At 71.3% G+C, this 21,673-nt stretch carries 18 protein-coding genes; 5 read left to right on the top strand and 13 right to left on the bottom strand.

The annotated features are described in order from the left end of the window. Positions 1-5: 5 nt before the first annotated feature. Genes ACFFJC_RS12745 through ACFFJC_RS12720 form a run of 6 tightly spaced genes read right to left on the bottom strand, consistent with a single transcriptional unit; the run spans position 6 to position 10,662 of the window. Positions 6-1,037, bottom strand: coding sequence for a family 8 glycosyl hydrolase (locus ACFFJC_RS12745; RefSeq protein WP_379487860.1), 1,032 nt, complete (start codon positions 1,035-1,037; stop codon positions 6-8). Beyond that, entirely contained in the window at positions 1,027-1,488 is a 462-nt protein-coding gene (gene bcsD, locus ACFFJC_RS12740) for a cellulose biosynthesis protein BcsD (protein WP_379487859.1), read from the bottom strand. Before bcsD ends, ACFFJC_RS12745 begins: the two co-directional genes overlap by 11 nt. Beyond that, positions 1,489-5,106, bottom strand: a complete 3,618-nt coding sequence (locus ACFFJC_RS12735; RefSeq protein WP_379487858.1) for a cellulose biosynthesis protein BcsC — start codon at positions 5,104-5,106, stop codon at positions 1,489-1,491. After that, complete coding sequence (bcsA, locus tag ACFFJC_RS12730) at positions 5,103-9,575, bottom strand: UDP-forming cellulose synthase catalytic subunit (RefSeq protein ID WP_379487857.1); 4,473 nt, start codon at positions 9,573-9,575, stop codon at positions 5,103-5,105. The genes ACFFJC_RS12735 and bcsA overlap by 4 nt, the downstream gene beginning before the upstream one ends. Beyond that, positions 9,572-10,324: a cellulose synthase operon protein YhjQ/BcsQ gene (locus ACFFJC_RS12725; RefSeq protein WP_379487856.1), complete on the bottom strand. Its 753-nt coding sequence runs from the start codon at positions 10,322-10,324 to the stop codon at positions 9,572-9,574. The genes bcsA and ACFFJC_RS12725 overlap by 4 nt, the downstream gene beginning before the upstream one ends. Then, positions 10,324-10,662 carry a hypothetical protein gene (locus ACFFJC_RS12720; RefSeq protein WP_379487855.1) on the bottom strand — a complete coding sequence of 113 codons (339 nt, stop codon included), beginning with the start codon at positions 10,660-10,662 and terminating at the stop codon, positions 10,324-10,326. Before ACFFJC_RS12720 ends, ACFFJC_RS12725 begins: the two co-directional genes overlap by 1 nt. Positions 10,663-10,982: 320 nt before the next feature. Between ACFFJC_RS12720 and ACFFJC_RS12715 the strand changes: the two genes are divergently transcribed. Continuing rightward, positions 10,983-11,348 carry a hypothetical protein gene (locus tag ACFFJC_RS12715; protein ID WP_379487854.1) on the top strand — a complete coding sequence of 122 codons (366 nt, stop codon included), beginning with the start codon at positions 10,983-10,985 and terminating at the stop codon, positions 11,346-11,348. Positions 11,349-11,351: 3 nt separating this feature from the next. On the opposite strand, the gene ACFFJC_RS12710 is transcribed toward ACFFJC_RS12715, so the two are convergent. Further along, positions 11,352-12,431, bottom strand: coding sequence for a S66 peptidase family protein (locus tag ACFFJC_RS12710; RefSeq protein ID WP_379487853.1), 1,080 nt, complete (start codon positions 12,429-12,431; stop codon positions 11,352-11,354). 88 nt (positions 12,432-12,519) lie between these two features. Here ACFFJC_RS12710 and ACFFJC_RS12705 point away from each other — a divergent pair, with 88 nt between their 5' ends. The 3 genes from ACFFJC_RS12705 to ACFFJC_RS12695 all read left to right on the top strand — a co-directional run bounded on the left by ACFFJC_RS12705 (position 12,520) and on the right by ACFFJC_RS12695 (position 14,116). Then, positions 12,520-13,401, top strand: a complete 882-nt coding sequence (locus tag ACFFJC_RS12705) for an LOG family protein (RefSeq protein ID WP_379487852.1) — start codon at positions 12,520-12,522, stop codon at positions 13,399-13,401. Positions 13,402-13,424: 23 nt separating this feature from the next. After that, on the top strand, positions 13,425-13,835 hold the full coding sequence (locus ACFFJC_RS12700) for a barstar family protein (protein ID WP_379487851.1): 411 nt from the start codon (positions 13,425-13,427) through the stop codon (positions 13,833-13,835). A 113-nt stretch (positions 13,836-13,948) separates the two neighbouring features. After that, positions 13,949-14,116, top strand: a complete 168-nt coding sequence (locus ACFFJC_RS12695) for a hypothetical protein (protein WP_379487850.1) — start codon at positions 13,949-13,951, stop codon at positions 14,114-14,116. A 51-nt stretch (positions 14,117-14,167) separates the two neighbouring features. Here ACFFJC_RS12695 and thiD read toward each other — a convergent pair whose 3' ends face one another. The 3 genes from thiD to glmM are packed head-to-tail and all read right to left on the bottom strand — an operon-like array spanning position 14,168 to position 16,567. Continuing rightward, the gene (gene thiD, locus ACFFJC_RS12690; RefSeq protein WP_379487849.1) at positions 14,168-14,917 is read right to left on the bottom strand and encodes a bifunctional hydroxymethylpyrimidine kinase/phosphomethylpyrimidine kinase; all 750 of its coding nucleotides are present in this window, start codon (positions 14,915-14,917) and stop codon (positions 14,168-14,170) included. 55 nt (positions 14,918-14,972) lie between these two features. Beyond that, the gene (locus ACFFJC_RS12685; RefSeq protein WP_379487848.1) at positions 14,973-15,197 is read right to left on the bottom strand and encodes a DUF1272 domain-containing protein; all 225 of its coding nucleotides are present in this window, start codon (positions 15,195-15,197) and stop codon (positions 14,973-14,975) included. Between the two features lie 29 nt (positions 15,198-15,226). Continuing rightward, positions 15,227-16,567: a phosphoglucosamine mutase gene (gene glmM / locus ACFFJC_RS12680; RefSeq protein WP_379487847.1), complete on the bottom strand. Its 1,341-nt coding sequence runs from the start codon at positions 16,565-16,567 to the stop codon at positions 15,227-15,229. Positions 16,568-16,670: 103 nt separating this feature from the next. Between glmM and ACFFJC_RS12675 the strand changes: the two genes are divergently transcribed. Then, positions 16,671-17,975: a dicarboxylate/amino acid:cation symporter gene (locus tag ACFFJC_RS12675; RefSeq protein ID WP_379487846.1), complete on the top strand. Its 1,305-nt coding sequence runs from the start codon at positions 16,671-16,673 to the stop codon at positions 17,973-17,975. Between the two features lie 30 nt (positions 17,976-18,005). Here ACFFJC_RS12675 and ACFFJC_RS12670 read toward each other — a convergent pair whose 3' ends face one another. The 3 genes from ACFFJC_RS12670 to ACFFJC_RS12660 are packed head-to-tail and all read right to left on the bottom strand — an operon-like array spanning position 18,006 to position 21,669. Further along, on the bottom strand, positions 18,006-18,779 hold the full coding sequence (locus tag ACFFJC_RS12670; RefSeq protein WP_379487845.1) for an SDR family NAD(P)-dependent oxidoreductase: 774 nt from the start codon (positions 18,777-18,779) through the stop codon (positions 18,006-18,008). Positions 18,780-18,802: 23 nt separating this feature from the next. Then, positions 18,803-20,275, bottom strand: a complete 1,473-nt coding sequence (locus tag ACFFJC_RS12665) for an amidohydrolase family protein (RefSeq protein WP_379487844.1) — start codon at positions 20,273-20,275, stop codon at positions 18,803-18,805. Further along, on the bottom strand, positions 20,272-21,669 hold the full coding sequence (locus tag ACFFJC_RS12660) for an MFS transporter (protein ID WP_379487843.1): 1,398 nt from the start codon (positions 21,667-21,669) through the stop codon (positions 20,272-20,274). Before ACFFJC_RS12660 ends, ACFFJC_RS12665 begins: the two co-directional genes overlap by 4 nt. Positions 21,670-21,673: the final 4 nt, after the last annotated feature.

Raw genomic sequence — 21,673 nt, 5'->3', positions numbered from 1 at the left:
CCGGCTCAGAGCCGCGCGAGCATCTGCAGCGAGGCCGAGAAGTAGTCGGTGTCGAGCGCGGCGGTCGCCGGCGAGCCGATGAGGCGCCCGGCGATCGCCGCACCGCCGCTCGACAGCGCGTAGTTCGCCTCCTCGCCCGTCACCACGTCGGTCCAGGCGGGCAGCGGCCGATGCTGGGCGAGGCGCGCGCGCCACCAGTCCGCCACCGGCTGCACCAGTGCCGAGCGCCCGGAGACCGCCGCGTAGAGCGGGATGCGTATCGCGTCGTAGCCGAACCGGGGCGGCTTGCCGACCGCGGGCGCCACGTCGTTGCGGCCGGTGATCGCCACCCAGTCGGTCGGCAGCTGGCTGGAGCCGAAGCGGGCCAGCCGCGTGATCTCCTCGCAGTCGCGGATCACCGGGCCCCACACGGCTGCGCCGTCTGCCTTGGCGAACTGGTCGAGCGCCGGCCAGACGAAGTACGAGGGGTTGAGCGTGACCTGCGCGGGCTCGACGAAGCCGACGATTCCCGGCAGCAGCAGGTTGCGCTCGAAGCGCGAGACGACGCACTGCTTGCGGATCGCCGCCCGCACCGCGCCCGCGCGCTCGATCCAGTCGGCGCGCTTCCACCGCTTGCCGGCAAGCGCCAGCGCCCAGGCTATGACGATGTCGCCGTCGGTGGCGTTGTTCGGGTCGGACACCGGCACCGCCTGGCGCGGATCGTAGCGCCAGGAGTGGAGCGCCATGTCGCTGCGGCCCAGCGTGTCCTGCGTCCACTTGGCGATCCGCTCGAACGCCTCGCGGTCGTCGGCGCGCAGCGCCAGGATCATGCCGTAGCTCTGGCCCTCGGAATGGCTGATGCGGCCGTTGCCGGTATCCACCACGCGGCCCTCGGGTGCCACGAACCGGTCGCGCCAGAGCGTCCAGAAGCTGTCGGCGGGCTGGGCCCGGCCCTGGCTCCCCCCGGTGTTGCAGGCGGCGGTGAAGGCCATCAGCATGCCCAGCGAGAAAGTGCGGCGATCCACGCCCGGCCAGCCGGCCCGCTTGTCATCGACCATGACGCAGCTCGAGCATGTCCTCTTTCCATTCGGCGCTCGTCCGCAGCGCCGGGCCGCTGCCCAGCACGCGGAACCAGCTGTCGTAGGCGCCCTCCAGCACCCCCAGCAGCATGCGCGCCCAGTTCCCCTGCGGGTCCGGCGCGATGCGGGTCGGCAGGTCCCTGTGACGCACGACGATCGCCTCCTGGCCCACCGCGAGCTCGATCTCGCCCCAGTCGAGCGCTTGCCAGAACGCGTTGATCCGCGCGCTGAGCACCGAGGCGTCGCTGACGCCGTCGAGCGGCTCGAGCGCAGCCATGCGGCGCCCGATCGCCACGAAGAACCCGTGCGCCTGCTCCTCGGGCACGCCTTCGGCCACTTCGCTCGCCATTGAGATGGCCATCAGGGCGAGTCCGCCGACGCCGACCTGGTCGGGACCGCTGCGTGCCTGGGGGAAGGCCTGCATCTTCATTTACCGTGTACTCCCGAAGCTCTGCCGGACGCCGAGCATGCTGCGGAACTCATCGTAGCTGCCGAAGGTGTTGTAGCTCAGATCGCCCCCGATGCGCGTGCCGGGCGTGAGCTTGTAGTAGAGCGAGCCCTGCGCCGAGAGGGCGAAGCCGGTCTTGCTCAGGCTGTCGTAGTACGAGCGCACGTCGGTGTTGAGCGCCTTCAGGTTGTCGAGCTCGGCCTGGGCGATCAGGTCGGTCGGGTAGATCGGGCTCTGCTCTTCCTTGTAGCTCTGGAACCCGGGGGTGACCGAGGCCCGCGCGTCGAAGCGCTCGTCCTGCATGGTGTAGTTCACCGGGAAGCCCACCGAGATGAAGCTCTGCGGGCTGAAATAGCCGCCGTTGCCGAAGGTGAAGTAGTTCTGGCTGCGATCGTAGCCCTGGTAGTTGACGTTGAGCCCGACGGTGACGGTCGAGTGTGCATCGCGCCAGGCCCGCAGGTAACCGCCGACGTTCCCTTCGAAGCCGGAGTTGCGCGGCGTGTTGGTGCCGCGGAAGCGGTAGTAACGGGCCTCGCCGTAGACGCCGCTGCCGTCCTCGTCGTAGCTGAGGCCGATGCCGCCCGCCGTGCGCATGACCCGGCCCCAGCGCTCGCCCGTGACCGGATCGCGCGTGCCGGCGAAGGAGACGATCGAATCGGTCACCGGCTTGTGCTCGGCGAAGGCGCTGACGCGCACGTTCTCGCCCACCTTGGGCGACACGGCGGCGCGGCCGGCGAACTTGGTCTTGCCCATGCCCACCGGCGTCGTGCCCGCCTCGAGCTGGATCGCGTCGCTCTCGTAGCCGACCGAGAAGGCCACGCCCGAATCCTGCTGGCTCTCGGCCTGCACCAGCGGCGAGGGCACCGCAGCGACGATCGCCTGCGCTTCGGGCGTGGCGTTGCGACCGAACCGGGCGAGGCCCGATCCGGTCGGCCGCCCGGCGTCGATCACGGAGGCCTCGGCCTTGGCGAAGACCCGTCCGTCGAGCGCGCCCGTGGAGATGCGGGCCAAGCCCTTGATCTCGTCGAGCTGCGACAGCCCGGTCTCGCCGGAGCGGGCGCGGTAGGCGGTCTGGACGTCCACCTGCGGGCCCGAGTCGGCGGCGAGCTGGTCGATCTCGGACTGGATCTGCGTCATCACCGGGTCGCCGGCATAGGCGACGGGGACCTGCGGGCCGCCGTAGCCCGCGGCGGCCCCGAAGGGGGACGCGCCGCTCGCCGGGGGTGCGGCCCAGGCCGATTCGGGCGCGGTGGTGCCGGTGGGCGAGGCGTAGCGATCGGGCGCTGCATAGGCCGCCTGCGGCGCCGCATAGCCGCCGAAGCCGCTCTGCCCGCCCGGCCCTGCCACGAACCCGGACGGCGCCCCCGAGAAGCCCGACGGCGCACTCACAAAGCCGGAAGGGGCCGCTCCGAAGCCCGAGGGGGCCGCCGCGTAGGCGCCCTGCCCCGGTGCGAAGCCGCTCGTCGCCGGCTGCGGGTAGGCTGCCGGCAGGCGGGTTCCACCGCCGAGCGCGAAGGGATTGACCTGCTGCGGCGCCGCCTGGACCTGGTTGCGGAACGGGTTGGCCCCCGCGCTCGCGTCCATTCCCGCGAAGGGATTGCCGCCCATCGCCATGCCGCCGCTCTGGCGCGTGTAGAGCTCGCGCGCTTCCTTGAGCAGGCGCACCGCGGCGCGCTCGTCGCCCCGGGCGCGCTCGACGTTGGCGAGCGACATGCGCACGCGGTAGTCCTGACCGTAGGCGCGCAGCGCCTGCCGCTGTGCCTGCTCGGACAGGCCCTTGTCGCCGGCCGCCTGCGCGGTGTCGGCCAGCCCGACCAGCGCGTCCTTGTCGTTCGGCTTGCGCGCGAGGACGAGCTGGTAGGTCTGCGCCGCCTTCGCGGGCATGCCGCCGGTCTGGTAGAGCCGTGCCAGCCCGGCGAGGATCTCCGGGTTCTCCGGCGCGCCCGCGTAGGCCTGCTGGAGGATGTCGAAGCTTTCGGCATAGCGGCCGGAAAGGCGCGCCGCATCGGCCTGACTGACCATCAGGCCGGCGCTGATGCGGGCATAGGCGCGCTGGCCGTCCGGCCCCGAGCCGGCGAGCTGCCCCGCGCGCTGCAGCGCCAGCTGGGCCAGGTCGTCGCGGCCCGATCGCGCGAGCACGCCGATCAGGCCCTCGTAATCGTCCACCGTCTCGATCTGTCCGTTGAGCGCCTGCTCCGCGACTTGCGCCGCGCCTTGCGTGTCGCCGAGGTCGAACAGCGCGTTGGCCACCGCTGCCTGCTTGCCGGCGGGGATCGAGGCCATGCTGCCGAGCTGGCGCATCGCGGTCACCGCCTGCTGGGTCTGCCCGGCGGCCGCCAGCGACCGGGCGCGGGCGATCGCGGCGTCGGTCTTCACGCTGATCGCCAGGTTGCGCATGGGCGCGGTGCGCTGCGCCTCGGGGATCATCGAGATCAGGCGGTCGGCCTCGGCGGAGCGGCCGAGGTCGTTGTTGAGCAGCGCCGCGGCGTAGAGCGAATCGGGCTGACCGCTGCCGGCCAGCGAGCGCAGCAGCGATTCCGCTTCCGGCACCCGCCCGCGCTTGATCTGGAACTGGGCGAATTCGTAGCGGATCCACGGATCGTTGGGATCGAGCACCAGCCCCTGCTGGAATTCGCGCACCGCGCCGAAGTCGTCGCCGCGCTCGGCCGCGGCCAGCGCCCGACCGCGCGCGGCGCGCAGCTGCAGCCGCTTGTCGTCCGCCGCGTCGCCACCCTGCGCGGCCTGGCGGTAGAGGTCCGCGGCGTCGGCATAGCGCCCCTGCCGCTCGTAGACGTCGGCCAGCAGCTCCAGCGCCGGGCCGGGTTCCTTGTAGCCGGAGCGGACGAGCGCTTCCGCCTTGGCCTGGGCATCGGCCAGGCGGCCCTGGCCGACCAGGCCGCGGGTCTCCTCGACCCCCGCGAAGAAGCGGGCCGAGGCGAGGCCTTCCGCCCACTGGCTGGCCTTGCCGGACTGCGAGGCCTGTTCGAGCAGGCTGGCCGCCTCGGCGAAGCTGCCCTCGCGCAGGCGCACGAGGCCGAGGCCGCCGAGCGCGTCGGGATCGCGGCGGTTGACCGCCAGCGCCCGCTGGAACTGTGCCGCGGCGGAGGCGAGGTTGCCGTCCTCCAGCGCATCGAAGCCCGAGACGCGCGCGCGTCCGGCGCGGTCCGCGGCGGAGACCGGGGCCGGCGCCGGCTTGGGCGCGGCCGCCGCGCGGGCGGGCGTGGGCGCAGGAGCAGGAGCCGGGGCGGATTTCGCCGCCTGCGCCGCCGGTCGAGCAGCCGGGCGGGCCGCGGGCTGGGCCGCGGGACGCGGAGCGGGCTTGGGCGCCGGCTTCGGGGCGGGCCTGGCCGCGGCGGCGCTCTTGAGCGCGGGGTGATTGGGATCGAGCGCACGGGCGCGGCGCAGCGCCTGCTGGGCCAGGTCCTCGCGGCCCTTGGAGCGCCAGTACTGCGCCTGCTTGACCAGCGCCTCCACGCCCGCGCTCTGCGCCTGCGCCGGGGCCGGCAGCACCAGCCCCGCCGCGGCGGTGGAGAGCAGCAGCGCCAGGCTCAGCCGCGCCGGCCGGGCCCGCAGACGCGTCGAGATCGTGAAATCGGTCATCCGTGGTCGTCCTGGCGGCCGAGGCGACGCTGCGCGTGTCGGCGGAAGTAGAGGTAGACCGGGCCGGCAAGGACCACCGCGAGGGCGAGCGTGAACAGTCCCAGCAGCCACGGGCGCTGGCTCGTCCAGTACGCCAGTTTCATCCAGATCGGAAGAGAGCCGACCCAGTATCGCTCGCTGAGCGCGAAGCTGGTCATGCCGTCGCCGCGGGTGACCGCGAGATCGCCCTGGATAGCCGCGTTGATCTTCACGTCGGTCATGCCCTCGACCAGCGCCGGGAGCGCGGCGCCGTCATCGGCGAGCAGCGCCACCACCGTGCGGTCCGAGGCGTAGGGCGAGCGGAAGCTGACGATGCCCGAGAAGCCCCGCGCGTCGTAGACCAGCGGCGCGGCCTTCATCGGGTCGTCGCTCGCGGTGCCGCCGAACAGCGCGGTCGCATATTGCAGCGGCGAGCGCTCCGCCACGCGCAGGCGCCCGCCTTCGTAGCGCACCGGGGCGTCGGCGAACATCTCCGCCTCGGCCAGGCCGGTCCCGCCGATCACCAGCACGTCCTGGGTCGAGAGCTGGTCCGGGTCGATCGTGGAGGTCACCGTCACCGCCGTCACCGGCACGCCGGTCGAATCGCCGAAGCGGCCCATCATCGTCAGGAACGCCTCCACCGAGGCGAGGGAGGGATTGGGCGCCACGATCACCGTGGTCTGCGACAGGTCCGGGCTGGCGGTGAAGGGGAAGCCGGCGCCCGCGAAGGTCGCCAGGTCGGGCATCATGATCGCGTGGTAGGCGCTGGTCAGGTCGATCGTGCTGGTCGGGTCGAGCGCGACGCGCACGTTGTCCGGCAGCGTGCCGGTGCACTTCTTCTTGTCGGCGATGATGAGGTTGTAGTCGAAGGTCAGCTCGTTCTGGCCGAACAGGTTGTAGCGCGGCAGGACCACCGAGGCGCTCGAATCCTGGCTCTTGGCGCCCTTGGAGCCGAACAGCTCGCTCCACCAGGCGGCACCCAGCGGCAGCGTCTTGAGGTATTGCCCGTTGATCGAGACGTCGAGGCGGGACGCGCGCTTGTCGAGCCACTGCGCCACCGGGTAGCGGTAGCCCAGGTTCAGCTTGCCGCCTTCGCGCGGCCAGAAGAACAGATCGGGCGCGACGCGGAAGCGGGTCAAGAGCGGCCCGGGCGGGATGCCCAAGCCCTGGAGCGCATAGGGCTCCATGATCGAGCCGAGCTGCACTTCCTTGTCGGTGGTGAGCCAGCGCAGCGCGCCGTAGCGCGGCCAGGCGGGGATGCGCACCCCGTCGAAGCTCATGCGCTGCCCGCCGAAGACCCCGCGCCCGAGCGCGATCGCGGAAGCGGCGATCCGCAGGTCCTCGTCGTTGCGGCCCAGGATCACCAGCAGGGTGCCGTTAGGATCGACCGGGTTGCGCACGGCCGCGGCCGCAGGTCCGCCCGCGGGCGCGACGGCAAGGCCGGGAATTCCCTGGTCGCCCTTGAGGAAGACGATGGCGTTGCCGCGCGGCAGCGAGCCCACCATCGGCTGGAACGCGAAGCCGCGGTAGCTCGCCTGGGCGCCGAGCCAGCTGGCGGTCGCGGCGGCGGCCTCGAGCTCGCCGCCGCGCGGCTGCGCGGCGAACACGAAGGGCATGCGCAGCGGCACGTTCTGGCCCTTGTCGAAGAACGGCAGCGGCAGGCGCGCCAGGTCTGGCCCGTAGGGCAGCGGCTGGTAGCTGAAATCGAACCAGGAGCGGGTGTTGCTCACGTTGGCCCAGAGGGAGGAGTGGAACGGGTCCTCGCAGTCGCGCGCGTAGTGGCCCAGGAGCCGCAGGTTGAGCTGGTTGTCGCCGGGCAGGAACAGCGCCGGGTTCACCGGCACCTCGATCACCTGGCCGCTCGCCTGCGCGCGCGTCAGCGCCAGGGTCTGCACGACCTCGCCGTTGACGATCACCACCAGCTGGCTGAGATCGTCCAGCATCGAGGGCGACCAGGCGAGCTGCAGGCGCAGCACGGCGCTGGTGACCACGCGGTCCTGGCGCATGCCGAAAGGCACGCCGATCTCGCCGCGCGTGCCCTGGAGGCGGATCGGGCGGGTGACGCGCAGTTCCTTGAGCGTCAGGCGTTCGCGCAGGGCGTCGGCGGCGGGAGCGGGAGCCTCGGCACCGGCAGGCGCGGCCGCCGCGGCGCGGGGCCCGGCGGCCTGGGCATGCACTTCGGTGGTGCCGAGCAGGAGCCCGGCCGCGCCGAGCACGACGGCACCGGCCAGCGCCGCGGCCTTGGCGAAGGGGACCCAGGACCGGGACCCGCCGCCTTCCTTGCCGGAGTTCTTGCCCGAATCCTTGCCGGAGTCCTTGGCGGCGGCCTTCTGCGCCGCGGCCGAGCCGCGCATGCGACGCCGCTCGGCGCGATTGAGTCCCAGCATGCGCTTGAGCGTGACCATGTCCACCCTGATGATGTCGGCGAAGGAGCGCAGGCTGCCAACCTGCTTGTGCGGGCCCGTGGGCTGCCAGGCGTCGGCGCGGCCCATCACCGCGCGCACCAGGTGCCGCCCGGCGAGCAGGTCGAGCTTCTCGAACCGGACATAGGCGTTCTGCGCATCGCTGCGCACCGTCTCCACCGGGATCGAGAGCACCTCGTCGCCCATCGCCATCGTGATGTGGCGAACGGTGCGGTCCTTGGACGGCAGCTCGGCCGGCAGGCAGAGCGCGGCGCCGCCCATCGAGATGTCGATCGTCTCCGCCGGGACGGTGTGGCCGCTGGCGAGATAGGCGGTGACCGGCAGCGCGACGGGGATGCGGATGTCGACGCGCGCCTGCCGCGTCTCGCGCGCCACGGAGATGGCGGCGATCAGGATCGCCAGGCTGAACAGCGCCCAGGCCACGTTCAGCACCAGCGTGTCGGTCTGGATGTTGAACATGTAGGGGAAGAAGGCCCATTTCACGACGGCCATGACGATGCCGAGGACGACCAGGCCGATGCAGATCAGGTGCGGCTTGACGATGGCCCAGTCGAAATAGGTCTGGTCCAGCAGCGAACCCTTGTCGGTCACGTTGAACTTGCCCTTGCGCGGCTGCAGCCAGGTCATCACCGTGGGCTTGACCAGGTGGAAGGCCAGGATCGTCTCGTAGACCTCGCCCCAGTAGGGCCGGCGCTCTCCGCCCTGCGTGCGCTCGTTGGCGACCGAGGAGCAGAACAGGTGCGGCATGGCGTAGGCAAAAATCAGCGAGGCGGAGGCCTGGATGATGTTCTGCCCGAAGATGAGGTACGCCAGCGGGCTGGTCAGGAACACGATGCGCGGCAGCGGATACTGGAAGTGCAGCATCGCGTTCAGGTAGCAGAGGCGCTGCTGCCAGGTCAGGCCGCGGCCGAACAGCGGGCAGTCGATGCGCAGGATCTGCGTCATGCCGCGGGCCCAGCGGATGCGCTGGCCGACGTGGAGGACCAGGCGCTCGGTCGCGAGGCCGGCCGAAAGGCGGGCGCTGATGTAGGCGGTGTTCCAGCCCATGCGCTGCAGCTTGAGCGCGGTGTGCGCGTCCTCGGTCACCGTCTCGCCGGCGAAGCCATTGGTCTGCATCAGCGCCTCGCGCCGGATGATCGCGCAGGAGCCGCAGAAGAAGGTGGCGTTCCACAGGTCGTTGCCGCCCTGGACCGGGCCGTAGAACAGGTCGCCCTCGCCGGGCATGTCGCCCATCACCGAGGCCAGGTTGCGCTGCACCGGGTCGGGCGAATACATGTGGTGCGGGGTCTGGATCAGCGCCAGGCGCCGGTCCTTCTGGAACCAGCCGACGGTCAGCTGCAGGAAGGCGCGCGTCGGCACGTGGTCGCAGTCGAAGATGGCGATCAGGGTGCCGTCGGTCTTCTTCATCGCCGCGTTGAGGTTGCCCGCCTTGGCGTGCAGGTTGTTGTCGCGGGTGATGTAGCCGCAGCCCGCCTCCTTGGCGAAGGCGCGGAACTCGGGTCGCTTGCCGTCGTCGAGGATGAACACGCGGTAGCGATCGACCGGGTAGTCGAGGTCCATCGCCGCGAACACCGTGTTGCGCACGATGTCGAGGCTCTCGTTGTAGGTCGGGATGTAGATGTCGACGGTCGGCCATTCCTCGGGCTCGCCCTCGGGCTCGATCACCGGGCGGTCGAGCGGCCAGCTCGTCTGCAGGAAGCCCAGCATCAGGATGACCCAGGCGTAGAGCTCGGCAAGGTAGAGCACGCCGCCGAAGAAGAACTCGGGCAGCGTGCTGAACGAGAGCGTCTGCGTCGTGCGCCAGAACAGGTAGCGGGTGGAGACCATCACCGCGAGCAGGCCCAGCGCCAGGGCGCCCTTGCGACCCTGCCAGCGCTTGAGCACGAGCGCCCCGATCATCGTGACGGCGGCGCAGACCCACTGCGCCGGGCCATCGAGCGGCACGCCGATGACCAGTGCGGCGATCAGGACGATCGGCACGACAGCGGCGTAGCGCACCGCCTTGCTCGCCGCGAGGTCTGCGATCATGCGGCCCTGCTTGCGGATGTCGGCGCCTGCGAGTCCCGCGCCATCCACGGACGGCCGGGATTCTCCAGGAGGGGGAGCAGCGCGGCGCCGATGGCGCGCACGTCGGCCAGCGCGGCGCTGGACGGCGCGTAGCGGGCCAGCGGCTGCAGCATCGCGATCGCCTCGGGCACCGCCTCGTCGAGGCGCACGCGGCCGAGCAGGCGCGGTCCGACCAGCTCGCGGATGAATGCGGCGGCATGGCGCGAGAGGCGACGGGTCTCGTCCAGGGCGTTGATGACGAAGGTGGTCGCCGCGATGTTCTCGGGGCTCGCCTCGCCCAGCACCTGGGGCATCAGCGCCAGGGTGTCCGGCGCGGCGTTGAGCACCGCCACCAGCCCGCTGGCGTGCGGGATGACGCGGCGGGCGAAGGTGTAGTCGGCGGCCGGGATGTCGATCACCAGGACCCGGTCCGGACCGGCGTCGAGGTAGCCCATGTCGCGCAGGGTGGGGATGAAGTCGGGATCCTCCGGCGCGCGCACGAAGCTGCGCAGGTCGATGCCCGAGACCAGCACCGCGTCCTCCGCCGGCGCGAACAGTGAGGGCAGCGTCAGCGCGGGCTGGAGGCCGAAGTGCATCGGCAGGGTGTCGCGCGGGGCGACGCTGAGCACGGTGACGTTGGCGCCCGCTTCGGACAGGCTCATCGCCATGTGCGCGGCCATGAAGGTGGTCCCGGCGCCGCCCTTGACGCTGTGGCAGACGATGACCGGCATCAGATTTCCCCCCGCGAGCCGAGTTCGGACAAATGGCGCAGCATGGCCCTGACGTCCTGCGCAGGTGCGGCGCGGCGCTCGCCGGCGCGGTCGGCCGCGCGCTCGCCGCGGCCATAGCGGCTGAACATGCCGCCGGCCGGCTCGGCCACCTTGGGCGCATCTTCGTGCGGTGCCGGCAGCGCGGCTTCCGCCTGGTCGATCGCCTGGAGTCGCGGATCCCTCAGGAGCGCCTCCAGGATCGGCCAGAGCTCGAGTTCGGAGAAGCGGTCCTCGAACTCGCGATAGGCGAAGTCGTTCTTGCCAAGGCGGTCGAGCAGATTTCGGGCATCAATGCGCATACAAACCCCCGGATGAGTGCATGTTTTCTGCGCAAAGAATGGTTAAGAAAGGGTTTCGGGGGTTGCGGCTTTCGCAGCCCGGCCCGCGCTCGAACGGAAGAGAAACGGCCGTTTCGGCCGTAAACAGGGCAGCAAAAGAGTCGTTGCGGTTGCAAGACGTGCAATCCTTTGCAGGTTAACCATGCCTGTATAACCCGGCTATCGAAGCGGCCAAGAGGTGATTCGCAGAAATACGCATGTCGATTGCAACCCGTGCAGCAAGCATTCGTCGCTAGGACGTTCGGCCAAGCCCTTCCGTTCCGTGCCGAGGACTCGTGCCCATGCCTGAAGCCGTTCCTGACCGGCAGACGACCACGCCGGGGGCGGAGCCTCGACGCGGGCACCCCCGCACCCGGGTGGAGATGCTCGCCCACTTCCGCCGCGACCTGACGAGCACCACCGTCGTCCTCAAGGACCTCACCCCCGACGGCGCCCGCGTGGAAGGCGTGGGCGCGCTCTGCGTGGACGAGGTCGTCACGCTTGCGCTGCCCGCCTGCCGCCCGTGCCTCGCCTTCGTGGTCTGGGCCAACGCCCATTGCGCCGGGCTGCAGTTCCTGGAGCCGCTGGCGCCGGCGCTGTTCGCGGACATCGTGGCGAAGTACGGGCTGGGCGATGAGGAGGGCGCTCCGCCGCTGCGGATCGTCTAGCGGTCAGGCCACCGCGGGCTCCAGCAGGCGGATGGTGCCCGCATCGGCGTCGATCTCGGCCATGACCCCGACCGGGATGCTCACCTGCCCGGCGACATGCCCGATCATCGCGCCCTGGAAGGCCGGCACGCCCAGCCCGCCCAGCCGCCGGTCCAGCACCTCGTAGACGGTGAAGTTGGAGAAGCCGCCGTCGGGGTTCTCGCAATGCGTGCATTGCCCGAAGACGATCCCTGCGATGCCGTCGAGGATGCCCGACAGCGCCAGCTGGGTGAGCATGCGGTCGATGCGGTACTCGGCCTCGTTGGTCTCCTCCAGGAACAGGATCGCGCCGCGAAAGTCCGGCAGGTACGGCGTCCCGGCCAGGGCGCTGAGCACTGCCAGGTTGCCCCCCAGCAGCCGCCCGCGCGCCGTGCCGCCGCGGAAGGTGCGCCGCGCCGGGCCGCGCCCGCCCAGGTTCGCTCCGGCATAGGCGGGGGCGGAGTAGAGCGGCATCGCGCCCTCCATCGCCACCTGCCGGAACGAGTCCCACGAGGCCGGCTGCCACGATCCCGCCGCGTTGGGCCCGTGGATCGAGACCACCCCGGCGCGTGCCAGGGCGAGGTGGAGCGCGGTGTTGTCGCTGAAGCCGGCGAAGATCTTGGGCCTGCGGGCGATCGCCGCGAAGTCGAGGTGGGGCAGCAGCCGCGCCGAACCCCAGCCGCCGCGCACCGCCATCAGGCCGCGCACCTCCCCGTCCGCGAACATCGCCATCAGCTCCCGCGCGCGCTCCGCGTCCGAGCCGGCGAGATAGCCCTCGCGCGACAGCACGTTGGGCGCGAAGCGCGGCACCAGGCCCATGGCGCGCACGGTCTGCGCGATCTCCTCGATCCCGAAGCGATCGGCGACGAAGCCCGCGGGCGCCACCAGGCCGAGCACGTCGCCATTGCGAAGGCGGGGCGGCCGAACCATATGACGATCGGCCGCGTTCCCGCCGGCCGGCGCCGGCGCGGCGCGCGCGAGGGCTCCCAGGCCCGACAGCGCGCAAAGCCCGCCGCCCACTTCTAGCAGCGCGCCCCGCCGCGTCAGGATTCGCCGGATCGTCATCGCCCCGAGCCTAGGGCCTGCGCGGGTCGGCGCAAGGGGCCGCCGATCTAAGCTCGACGCGCGCCGCGCCTCGGGCCATGGAGCAAGAATGAACGATATCGAAGACCAGGACCAGGACCTCACCGAACGCCGTTTCTACAAGGCGGAGCAGGAAGCAGACTTCGCCGACCGCCAGGAAGGCACCGTCCAGACCCAGAACCCGGCCTACCGCCTCGCCTTCCGCGACACCGACTTCCTCCTGCGCGACGAGCTGCGGCCGGTGCGCTTCCAGCTAGAACTGCTGAAGCCGGAAATGCTGCTGGAAGAGGCCAACATCGGCTCGACGCTGGTGATGTACGGCTCCGCCCGCATCCCTTCGCCCGACAAGGCCGACGCAATCATCGCCGCCGCCGCCACCGACTACCAGAAGACGGTGGCCGAGCGTCTCGCCGCCAAGGCCAAGTACTACGAGGAGGCGCGCAGGCTCGCCCGGCTCGCCAGCCAGTGCGCCATCGTCGAGAAGGGGATGCGACAGTTCGTCGTGTGCTCGGGCGGCGGCCCCTCGATCATGGAGGCGGCCAACCGCGGCGCGGCGGAAGTGGGCGCGGAATCGCTCGGGCTCAACATCGTCCTGCCGCACGAGCAGGCGCCCAACGCCTACGTCACGCCGCGGCTCTCGTTCCAGTTCCACTACTTCGCGCTGCGCAAGATGCACTTCCTGCTGCGCGCCCGCGCCGTGGCGGTGTTCCCGGGCGGCTTCGGCACCTTCGACGAGTTCTTCGAGCTGCTGACGCTGATCCAGACCGGCAAGATGAAGCCGATCCCGATCCTGCTCTACGGCCGCGAGTTCTGGGAGCGCGTCATCAACTTCGAGGCGCTGGCCGAGGAAGGCACGATCAACCCCGGCGACCTCGACCTGTTCCACTGGTGCGAGACGGCCGAGGAAGGCTGGCAGCACATCCAGCGCTTCTACGACCTCGATTGCAGCTGACGCCCGGGCGCCGGGGCAGGCCGATGACAGACCGCGACCTCCCGCCGCCCCGCTTCGTCATCGAAGGCAGCGCCATCACCGGGATCGCGGCCTTCTATGACGAGATCAACCGCGTGTTCATGGCGGGGGAGGACTGGCGGCTGGGAGAGAGCCTGGACGCCTTCGACGACCTCCTCCACGGCGGCTTCGGCGCCCTTCCCGCCGGCCGGCCTGCCACCATCGTCTGGAAGGACATGGACGCCAGCCGGGCGGCGCTGGGCCGGGCCGCCACGCTGGCGCTGCTGCGCGCCCGACTGCCCGAGCGGACCCAGTTCAACGGCGCGAAGATTAGCGACCAGATCGCCGAGCTCGAGGCGGGCCGCGGCACGACCTACTTCGACGTCGTGATGGCGATCGTGGCCGACCATCCCGCGATCACCGTTGTCCCGGGATAGCCACCGGTCGCTTGTTCGATTCCTTCGAACGGAACGACGCAGTTTATCCCAGTTCCCCGAAACTCCAGACAGACGCATCTGAAGGGCACACCCGCTTTACCAGGACGACGCCCATGACCCGCTTCATCGCACCCTTCAGCCGCCGCACCCGTCTCGTCGCCGACTATGCCCAGCCGGTGATCGTCGCGGCGGGCACGGCCGGGCTGACCGGCGGCGCCATGGCCGCGATGGGCCTGCTGGCCGACAGCGCGCTGCGGCTGGGCCGGGCACGGCTCGGCTGAGGTTGGCGAGGTCGACGTCAGGGACGAGGTCAGGTGCCGGGCGAACGCCGCTCAGCGCACCGCGTGGTGGCCCATGGGGCCATGGCCCTCGCCGAAGCCGGGTGCGGCAAGGAGCGCGGCGCGTACGAAGTCGCGGGCGTCCTCGATGGCCTCGCTGAGCGGCACGCCCTGGCCGAGGAAGGTGGCGATGGCGCTCGACAGGGTGCAGCCGGTGCCGTGGGTGTGGCGCGTGGCTATGCGCGGGGCGGTCCAGGCCTGCCCCTCGCCCCCCGGCAGCACCAGCCGGTCCTCGACCGTGTCGCCCGGCGCATCGCCCCCCTTGGCGAGATAGGCGATGCCGCGCGCGGCCAGCGCCGCATCGCCGCCCAGCGCCGCGAGTTCGTCGACGTTGGGAGTGGTGAGCGTGGCAATCGCCATCAGTCGCTCGAACGCCGCGACGGTGGCGGCGTCGGCCAGCACCGAGCCGGCGGTGGAGACCATCACCGGATCGAAGATCACCGGCACCGCCAGGTCCGCCAGCCGCTCCGCCACGGCATCGGCGATGGCCGGGCTGCCCAGCATGCCGATCTTCACGGCATCGACGCCCATGTCCGCCACGCAGGCATCGACCTGTGCCGCCACCATCGCCGGGGACAGCACCTCCACCGCCGTCACTCCGCGCGAATTCTGCGCGGTGATCGCAGTGATCGCGGTCATGGCGTAGCCGCCGAGCATCGTGATCGTCTTGATATCGGCCTGGATGCCGGCGCCGCCCGAGCTGTCGGAACCTGCGATGGAGAGAATGCGCGGAGGGCTGGTCATCGCCTGCCCCTAGCCGCAGCACGGGCATCGAGTCGAGACGCCTGCGCGCCCCTCCTCAGCCCTTGAAGCGGCGCACGCGCGACGGCGGGGCGGAATCCTGCTGGCTCTTGGCCCGGGTCGGCCGGTCGACGAGCTCGCCCCCGCAGTTGGGGCACTGGTCGTCCAGCGCCTCGGAGCATTCGGCGCAGTAGGTGCACTCGAAGGAACAGATGAAGGCGCCGGGCGCCTCCGCCGGCAGGTCGGTGCCGCAGCGTTCGCAGTCGGGGCGCATTTCCAGCATTGTCGGTCTCCGTTCGAAAGGGCGGCAGGTCAGGCGGCGGCCTGCGCGACCGCATGGCAGATCGCGGCGACGGCGGCCTCGACCTCGTCGGCATCGTCGCCTTCGGCCATGACCCGGATCACCGGCTCGGTGCCGGAGGCGCGGATCACCAGGCGCCCGCGTCCGTCGAGCGCGGCCTCGGCATCGGCGATCGCCGCCCGGACGCCATGGGCCTCCAGCGGCCGCCCCCCGGCGAAGCGCACGTTGCGCAGCAGCTGCGGCACCGGATCGAAGAGGTGCAGCAGCTCGCTCGCGCGCTTGCCGGACTCGATCAGCGCGGCGAGCACCTGCAGCGCCGCGACGGTGCCGTCGCCGGTGGTCGCATGGTCGAGCAGGATCATGTGGCCCGACTGCTCGCCGCCCACGTTGTAGCCGCCGCTGCGCATGCGCTCCAGCACGTGGCGGTCGCCCACGGCGGTGCGCTCCAGGTTGAGGCCGAGACCGCCGAGGTAGCGTTCCAGGCCCAGGTTCGACATCACCGTGGCGACCACGCCGCCGCCGCGCAGCGCGCCGCGCGCTGCGAGGTGGCTGCCGATCAGCGCCATGATCTGGTCGCCGTCCACGGTCTGGCCCTTCTCGTCGACCACGATCAGGCGGTCCGCGTCCCCGTCGAGCGCGATGCCGATGTCCGAGCCGGAGGAGACCACCGTCTCCTGCAGCAGCTCGACATGGGTGGAGCCGCAGCGTTCGTTGATGTTCTTGCCGTTGGGAGCGACGCCCACCGCGACGATCTCGGCGCCGAGCTCCCAGAACGCCGAGGGCGCGACCTGGTAGGCGGCCCCGTTGGCGCAGTCGACCGCGATCTTGAGCCCGTCGAGCCGGACGGTGGAGGGCAGCGAGCCCTTGACCGCGTGGATGTACCGGCCGCGCGCATCGTCGATCCGGCGGGCGCGGCCGATCTCCGGCGCGGCGGCGAGCGCGAGGTCGGTGGCCAGCATGGCCTCAATCGCGAGCTCGTCCTCGTCGGAGAGCTTGAAGCCGTCGGGCCCGAACAGCTTGATGCCGTTGTCCTCGTAGGGGTTGTGGCTGGCGGAGATCATGACCCCCACGTCTGCTCGCAGTTCGCGGGTCAGCAGGGCCACCGCAGGGGTGGGCATGGGGCCCAGCAGCACCACGTCCATGCCCACGCTGGTGAAGCCCGCCACCATCGCGTTCTCCAGCATGTAGCCGGAGAGGCGGGTGTCCTTGCCGATCACCACCCGGTGCCGGTGCGTGCCGCGCAGGAAGCGGGTTCCGGCCGCCTGGCCGACCTTCATGGCGGTGGCGGCGGTCATCGCGCCCTGGTTGGTGCGGCCCCGGATGCCGTCGGTGCCGAAGAACTGCTTGGCCATTCCCTACTCTTCGCCGGCGCGCCGTTATGGCCGCCTTAACCCGCTCTTAGCGCCGCGCTATCGAAATTGCCATCGCACCCGCCCGCGCCTATCTCTGGGCGCGATGACCCCGCCCTCCACCCCGGCCCCCACCCCGGCCCCGATCCCACCGTCCACCGCCGCCTCTCGCTTTCCCGAGATTCGCGTGCCCGGCATGCTGACCCTCGCCGGCCTCGTCGCGGGCCTGGTCCTGGGCCTGCTCCTCGCCGGTCACCCGGCCGCCCAAACCGCGCAGAAGCTGGCCGCGCCGGTCGGTTCGCTGTGGCTGCAGGGCCTGCAGATGACGATCCTCCCGCTCGTCGCCGGCCTGCTGTTCTCGGGCATCGTCGCCACCGTCGCCGCCGCCAAGGCCGGCGCGATGGCGCGGCGCACGCTCGGCATCATCGTCTCGTTCCTTGCCTTCAGCGCCATCCTCGGCGCCGTCGCCATGCCCCTGCTGCTGGACCTGTTCCCGATCCCGACCGGCGTCACCCTGGCCCGCGGCGCCGATCCCGGCCAGGTGCCCGGACTGGCGGATTTCCTGGCCTCGCTGCTCCCCACCAACGTCGTCTCGGCGGCGGCGGAGAGCGCCATGCTGCCGGTGATCGTCTTCGTCGGCCTGTTCGCCTTCGCCTCGACCCGCCTCGCGGAGGAACCGCGCCGGCTGCTCGCGGTGCTGTTCGAAGGACTGGCGGGGGCGATGATGGTGGTGATCGGCTGGGTCCTCGCGCTCGCCCCGATCGGCGTCTTCGCCCTGGGGCTGACGCTGGGGGTGCGAAGCGGCGCCGCGGCGCTGGGTGCGCTGGCGCACTACATCGTGCTTGTCACCGCGGTGGGCACGGTGGTGATGGTCGCCGGCTACCTGATCGCGATCAGCGCAGGGCGGCGCAAGCTGCCTGCCTTCGCCGCCGCCCTGCTGCCCGCGCAGGTGGTGGCGATCTCCACCCAGTCCTCGCTCGCCACGCTGCCCTCGATGCTGGTCGCCAGCCGCCGGCTGGGGACCGCGCCGACCACCTCGGAATTCGTGCTGCCGCTAGCCGTCACCCTCTTCCGCGCCACCGGCCCGGCGATGAACATGGCGGTCGCGGTCTACGCGGCGAAGCTCGCCGGGCTGGATCTCGGCCCCGGCGCCCTCGCCGCCGGCGCCTTCGTGGCCTTCGCCACCACCTTCGGCGCGGTGTCGCTGCCCGGGACGATCAGCTTCGTCTCGTCCATCGGCCCGATCGCGGCGGCCATGGGCGTGCCCCTCTGGCCGCTGGGCGTGCTGGTGGCGGTGGAGGTGCTGCCGGACCTCATGCGCACGCTCGGCAACGTGACGATGGACGTCGCCATCACCAGCGCGGTCGATGCCGGGGTGGCGGAACCGCAGCCCGCCGAGACGATCCACTGATCGCCCGGGGACCGCGCCTTCCGCAGGGGCTCAGCGGTAGGCGGAGAGGATGTCGCGCGGCGGCTGCTCGGCCTGGCGCGCCGCGATCTTCTCGGGCGTCAGCCAGGACAGGATCGCGCCGTTGGGATGCCCCGCCTCCAGCGCCTCGCGGATCCACTGCGCCAGCGTCTCCGGGTGGTCGCCGATGAGGTTGACGACCGCCTCGCGCGCGGCCCGCTCCGCCTGCGGAACGCGGGCGTGCTCGCGAAAGAAGCCTTCCGTCATTACAAGACCGGGGCTCAGCCCGCCGACCTGGTAGGGCTGACCTTCCGCTTCCATCGCGAGGGCGCGGGTCAGGAAGGTGAGCGCGGCCTTGGTGGTGGCATAGCCGTTCATGCCGGGCACCGGCTGGCCATCCCAGCCGGCGCCGAGCATGTTCCACACCGCGCCCGAGCCCTGCGCCGCCATCCCCGCGATCGCGACCCGGCAGGCGGTCATCGTGCCGAGGAGGTTGACTTTCACCATCCGCGCGAACGCGCTGCCCTCCATCTGCGCCAGCGGCCGGCCGGTGAGCGCGAGGCCGGCGTTGTTGATCCACCAGTCGACCCGACCGGCGTCGGACGTGACGCGGTCCCACAGCGCCTGGACCTGCGCCTCGTCGGTGATGTCGCAGGCGATCATGCGAAGACCCCCGGCATCGCCCTCCGCGCGCGGACTGCAACCGTAGACGGTGTGCCCGGCCGCTGCCAGCTCGTGCGCGAGCGCACGGCCGAGACCCTGCCCCGCACCCGTCACCACCGCCACCCGGCGCTCATCGTTCGTCATGTCGGATCCCGTTCCGCAAAGGTCTAGTGATAGGTCCAGCCGCGGTATGTCGCGCCCGGCTGCCGCGTCGGCAGGAAGCGGTCGAGCTCGGCCTCGCGGGCGATGTCGGCCAGCGCGCGGTCGGCCTCGCGGATCACCTCGTCCTCGTCCCAGCGGGTCGAGCGACCGTTTTCGATCAGCCGCTCGCCGGCGACGAAGACCGAGTGGACCTGCGCCCCCTTGCCGCCCCACACCAGCGCGCCGAGCAGCCTGCGCTCGTCCCACGTCGGGGCGATCTCGGCACGGGCCACGTCGATCATCACGAGGTCGGCGGCCTTGCCGACTTCCAGCGAGCCGCAGCGCTCCTCCATCAGCAATGCGCGGGCACTGCCCAGCGTCGCCATCTCCAGCGTCCGCTCGGCGTTGAGCCAGAGCTCCGCCGGCGGCCGCGCGCCGCCCGCGGCCAGCTGCGCCTTGACTGCCAGATTCTGGCCGAAGATCGCGTGGCGCATGTTCTCGAACGGGTCCTGGCTGTCGCTGACCAGCGGCGCGTCGGTGCCGAGCCCCGGCAGCATCCCCGCCGCAAGCATGTCGTGCACCGGCACGCCCTGCCCGTCGAAGAAGCGCAGCGTCGGCACCACCGCCAGGCGGGCATCGTGCGCCGCCAGCAGCGGATACTCGTGCGCCAGCAGGTTGACGCCCTTGCCCGCGTAGATCGCGCCTCGATCGAGCAGGCCGAAGCTGCGGTAGTAGTCCGCCTGGCCGCCCTCGAACCCGCGCGCCCTGAGCAGCGCGCCACGGCTGTTGTCGGTCATGTCCACGCCGAACGGCAGTCCCAGCGCGCGGGTGCCCTCGTGGATGCGGCGCATGTCCTCCGGGTCGGCGCGGAAGCTGTAGTTGACGAAGCTGCCTGCCACGGCCAGCCGGTCGCTGGCGAAGGCGCGCAGGCGCTCCAGCTCGGCGAGCCCCTCGTCGACGGTCTCGCGGCCCTGCTCGGGTATGCGATCGTCGACGATGCAGCGGCACAGGAAGCCGCGCATGCCGCTGTCGGCCAGGGCCTGCCAGCTGCCGTCGACGCTGTCCTTGCGCACGTTGGTGAAGTGCTCGTCGTGCGTCGCCGTGTAGCCCGCCTTGAGCATCTCCAGCACGTGCAGCCGGACGATGGCATAAGTGCGCTCCGCATCCATGCGGCTGCAGGCGGCGAAGAGCTGCTGGAGCAGGCCGAGGACCGCCGCCGGGATGTCGAGCACCGGCCAGCGATCGTCGTTGTAGCCGCGCCAGGCGTTCTGGACGAGGTGGTTGTGGCCGTTGGCCATGCCCGGCATGACCACCATCCCGCCCGCGTCGATCACCGTCGTCGCGGCGGGCAGCGGCTCCTGCATCGTGCCCAGCGCGGTGATCCGCCCCGCGGTGAAGGCGATGAAGCCGCGGGTGAGCACCCGACGCTCGGCATCGAGCGTGAGGATGTAGGCGTCGCGGACCAGCGTGTCCGCGACGGTCCCGGCCGCCTGGGTCACGCGCGTTCGGCTTCGGCGAACTTCTTCTCGTCGAGGTCGTAGAAGCACAGCGCGACGATGCTGGCGACGAGGAAGGCGAAGGGGATGAACGAGGCGAGCCAGTAGATCGCCGCGATCGCCGAGGCGGGCTGCTCCTGGTGCGCGGCGTTCTGGATGTAGCCGGTCTGGCCCAGGATGATCCCGGTCAGCGCGGCGCCCAGGGCATAGGCGAGCTTCTCCACCAGCGTGTAGACGGCCGAGAGCATGCCCTCGCGGCGCATGCCGGTGCGGCGGTAGTCCCACTCCATCGTGTCGGGCAGCAGCGATTGGCCGAACAGCAGCACCGCGCCGCCCATGGCGCCCAGCGCCACCGCGCGCAAGTAGACCAGCGCCAGCGGCTCGTCCGGCCCCACGAAGTACCAGCTCAGGTAGATGGCGCCGTAGAGCAGCGTGCCGAGCATGTAGATGCTGCGCTTGCCGCCCATCTTGGCGAGCCGCACCCAGACCGGCTGGATCAGGATCATGGTGCCGTAGAAGACCAGGAAGTAGATGCCCATCCGCGAATCGCCGAGCCGCAGCACGCGCTGGAACAGGAACGGCATCGCCGCCTGGGTGACGGCCAGGGCCATCAGCTGCAGCAGCTTCACCACCAGCAGCACGACGAAGGGCTTGTTGCCTGCCAGCGAGCGCAACTTCTGGCTCCAGGTCGCCTTGACCGCCGGGTTGTAGTGGAACGGGGCGTCACGGGTGCCGCGGAAGCAGGCGAGCGCGGCTGCGACCACGACGATGGCGAGGAAGATCGACAGCGCGGTGTGGCCGGTGCGCCCGCCGCCCGCGATCGTCATGATCTGCGGCCCGACGAAGACCGCCAGCAGCGACGCCACCGCCACCGCCGAGACACGGAACGAAATCAGCCGCGAGCGCTCGTGGATCGAGGAGGTCATCTCGGCCGGCATCGCCATGTAGGGAACCGAGAACATGGCGTAACCGGTCGCGTAGACCAGCAGCGCCAGCACGAAGAAGCAGACCGAGAGCGCGCCCCCGCCCGCGGGCACGTTGAACACCATCAGCGCGGCAAGCGCGAGCAGGATGCCTCCCGCCAGCAGGAACGGCCGGCGGCGGCCCATGCGCGAGCGCGTCCGGTCGCTGGCAGCGCCGACCAGCGGGTCGATCACCGCGTCGTAGAGCTTCGACGCGGCGATCAGCGTTCCCGCCAGCGCCGCGCTGATGCCGGCATAGTCGACGACGTAGCGCAGCAGCAGCACGTTGATCGAATTGAACAGCGCCGCCACCGCCACGGTGCCGAGGCCCCAGGCCAGGCAGGTCCGCACCGGCAGGCTGGCGCCCGGGGCAGCGGCCCGCTCGCCGCTGCCGCTTGCCCCATTGCCCGGGGCGGTCGATCCGATCACGCTCATTGTC

The sequence above is a fragment of the Novosphingobium soli genome (assembly GCF_042432915.1).
In the GTDB taxonomy this organism is placed as follows: Bacteria; Pseudomonadota; Alphaproteobacteria; order Sphingomonadales; family Sphingomonadaceae; genus Novosphingobium; species Novosphingobium soli.
The sequence above is the reverse complement of the archived record's forward strand: the minus strand, read 5'-3'. Positions and strand labels throughout refer to the sequence as shown.

Excerpts from the sequence above, each read along its gene's own strand:
- ACFFJC_RS12695 (WP_379487850.1), top strand. The coding sequence starts at position 13,949 with ATGACCCGCTTCATCGCACCCTTCAGCCGCCGCACCCGTCTCGTCGCC.
- ACFFJC_RS12715 (WP_379487854.1), top strand. The coding sequence starts at position 10,983 with ATGCCTGAAGCCGTTCCTGACCGGCAGACGACCACGCCGGGGGCGGAG.
- bcsD (WP_379487859.1), bottom strand. The coding sequence starts at position 1,488 with ATGAAGATGCAGGCCTTCCCCCAGGCACGCAGCGGTCCCGACCAGGTC.
- ACFFJC_RS12735 (WP_379487858.1), bottom strand. The coding sequence starts at position 5,106 with ATGACCGATTTCACGATCTCGACGCGTCTGCGGGCCCGGCCGGCGCGG.
- ACFFJC_RS12670 (WP_379487845.1), bottom strand. The coding sequence starts at position 18,779 with ATGACGAACGATGAGCGCCGGGTGGCGGTGGTGACGGGTGCGGGGCAG.
- ACFFJC_RS12675 (WP_379487846.1), top strand. The coding sequence starts at position 16,671 with ATGACCCCGCCCTCCACCCCGGCCCCCACCCCGGCCCCGATCCCACCG.
- ACFFJC_RS12705 (WP_379487852.1), top strand. The coding sequence starts at position 12,520 with ATGAACGATATCGAAGACCAGGACCAGGACCTCACCGAACGCCGTTTC.
- ACFFJC_RS12745 (WP_379487860.1), bottom strand. The coding sequence starts at position 1,037 with ATGGTCGATGACAAGCGGGCCGGCTGGCCGGGCGTGGATCGCCGCACT.
- ACFFJC_RS12660 (WP_379487843.1), bottom strand. The coding sequence starts at position 21,669 with ATGAGCGTGATCGGATCGACCGCCCCGGGCAATGGGGCAAGCGGCAGC.
- ACFFJC_RS12720 (WP_379487855.1), bottom strand. The coding sequence starts at position 10,662 with ATGCGCATTGATGCCCGAAATCTGCTCGACCGCCTTGGCAAGAACGAC.
- bcsA (WP_379487857.1), bottom strand. The coding sequence starts at position 9,575 with ATGATCGCAGACCTCGCGGCGAGCAAGGCGGTGCGCTACGCCGCTGTC.
- thiD (WP_379487849.1), bottom strand. The coding sequence starts at position 14,917 with ATGACCAGCCCTCCGCGCATTCTCTCCATCGCAGGTTCCGACAGCTCG.
- ACFFJC_RS12685 (WP_379487848.1), bottom strand. The coding sequence starts at position 15,197 with ATGCTGGAAATGCGCCCCGACTGCGAACGCTGCGGCACCGACCTGCCG.
- glmM (WP_379487847.1), bottom strand. The coding sequence starts at position 16,567 with ATGGCCAAGCAGTTCTTCGGCACCGACGGCATCCGGGGCCGCACCAAC.
- ACFFJC_RS12700 (WP_379487851.1), top strand. The coding sequence starts at position 13,425 with ATGACAGACCGCGACCTCCCGCCGCCCCGCTTCGTCATCGAAGGCAGC.
- ACFFJC_RS12710 (WP_379487853.1), bottom strand. The coding sequence starts at position 12,431 with ATGACGATCCGGCGAATCCTGACGCGGCGGGGCGCGCTGCTAGAAGTG.
- ACFFJC_RS12725 (WP_379487856.1), bottom strand. The coding sequence starts at position 10,324 with ATGCCGGTCATCGTCTGCCACAGCGTCAAGGGCGGCGCCGGGACCACC.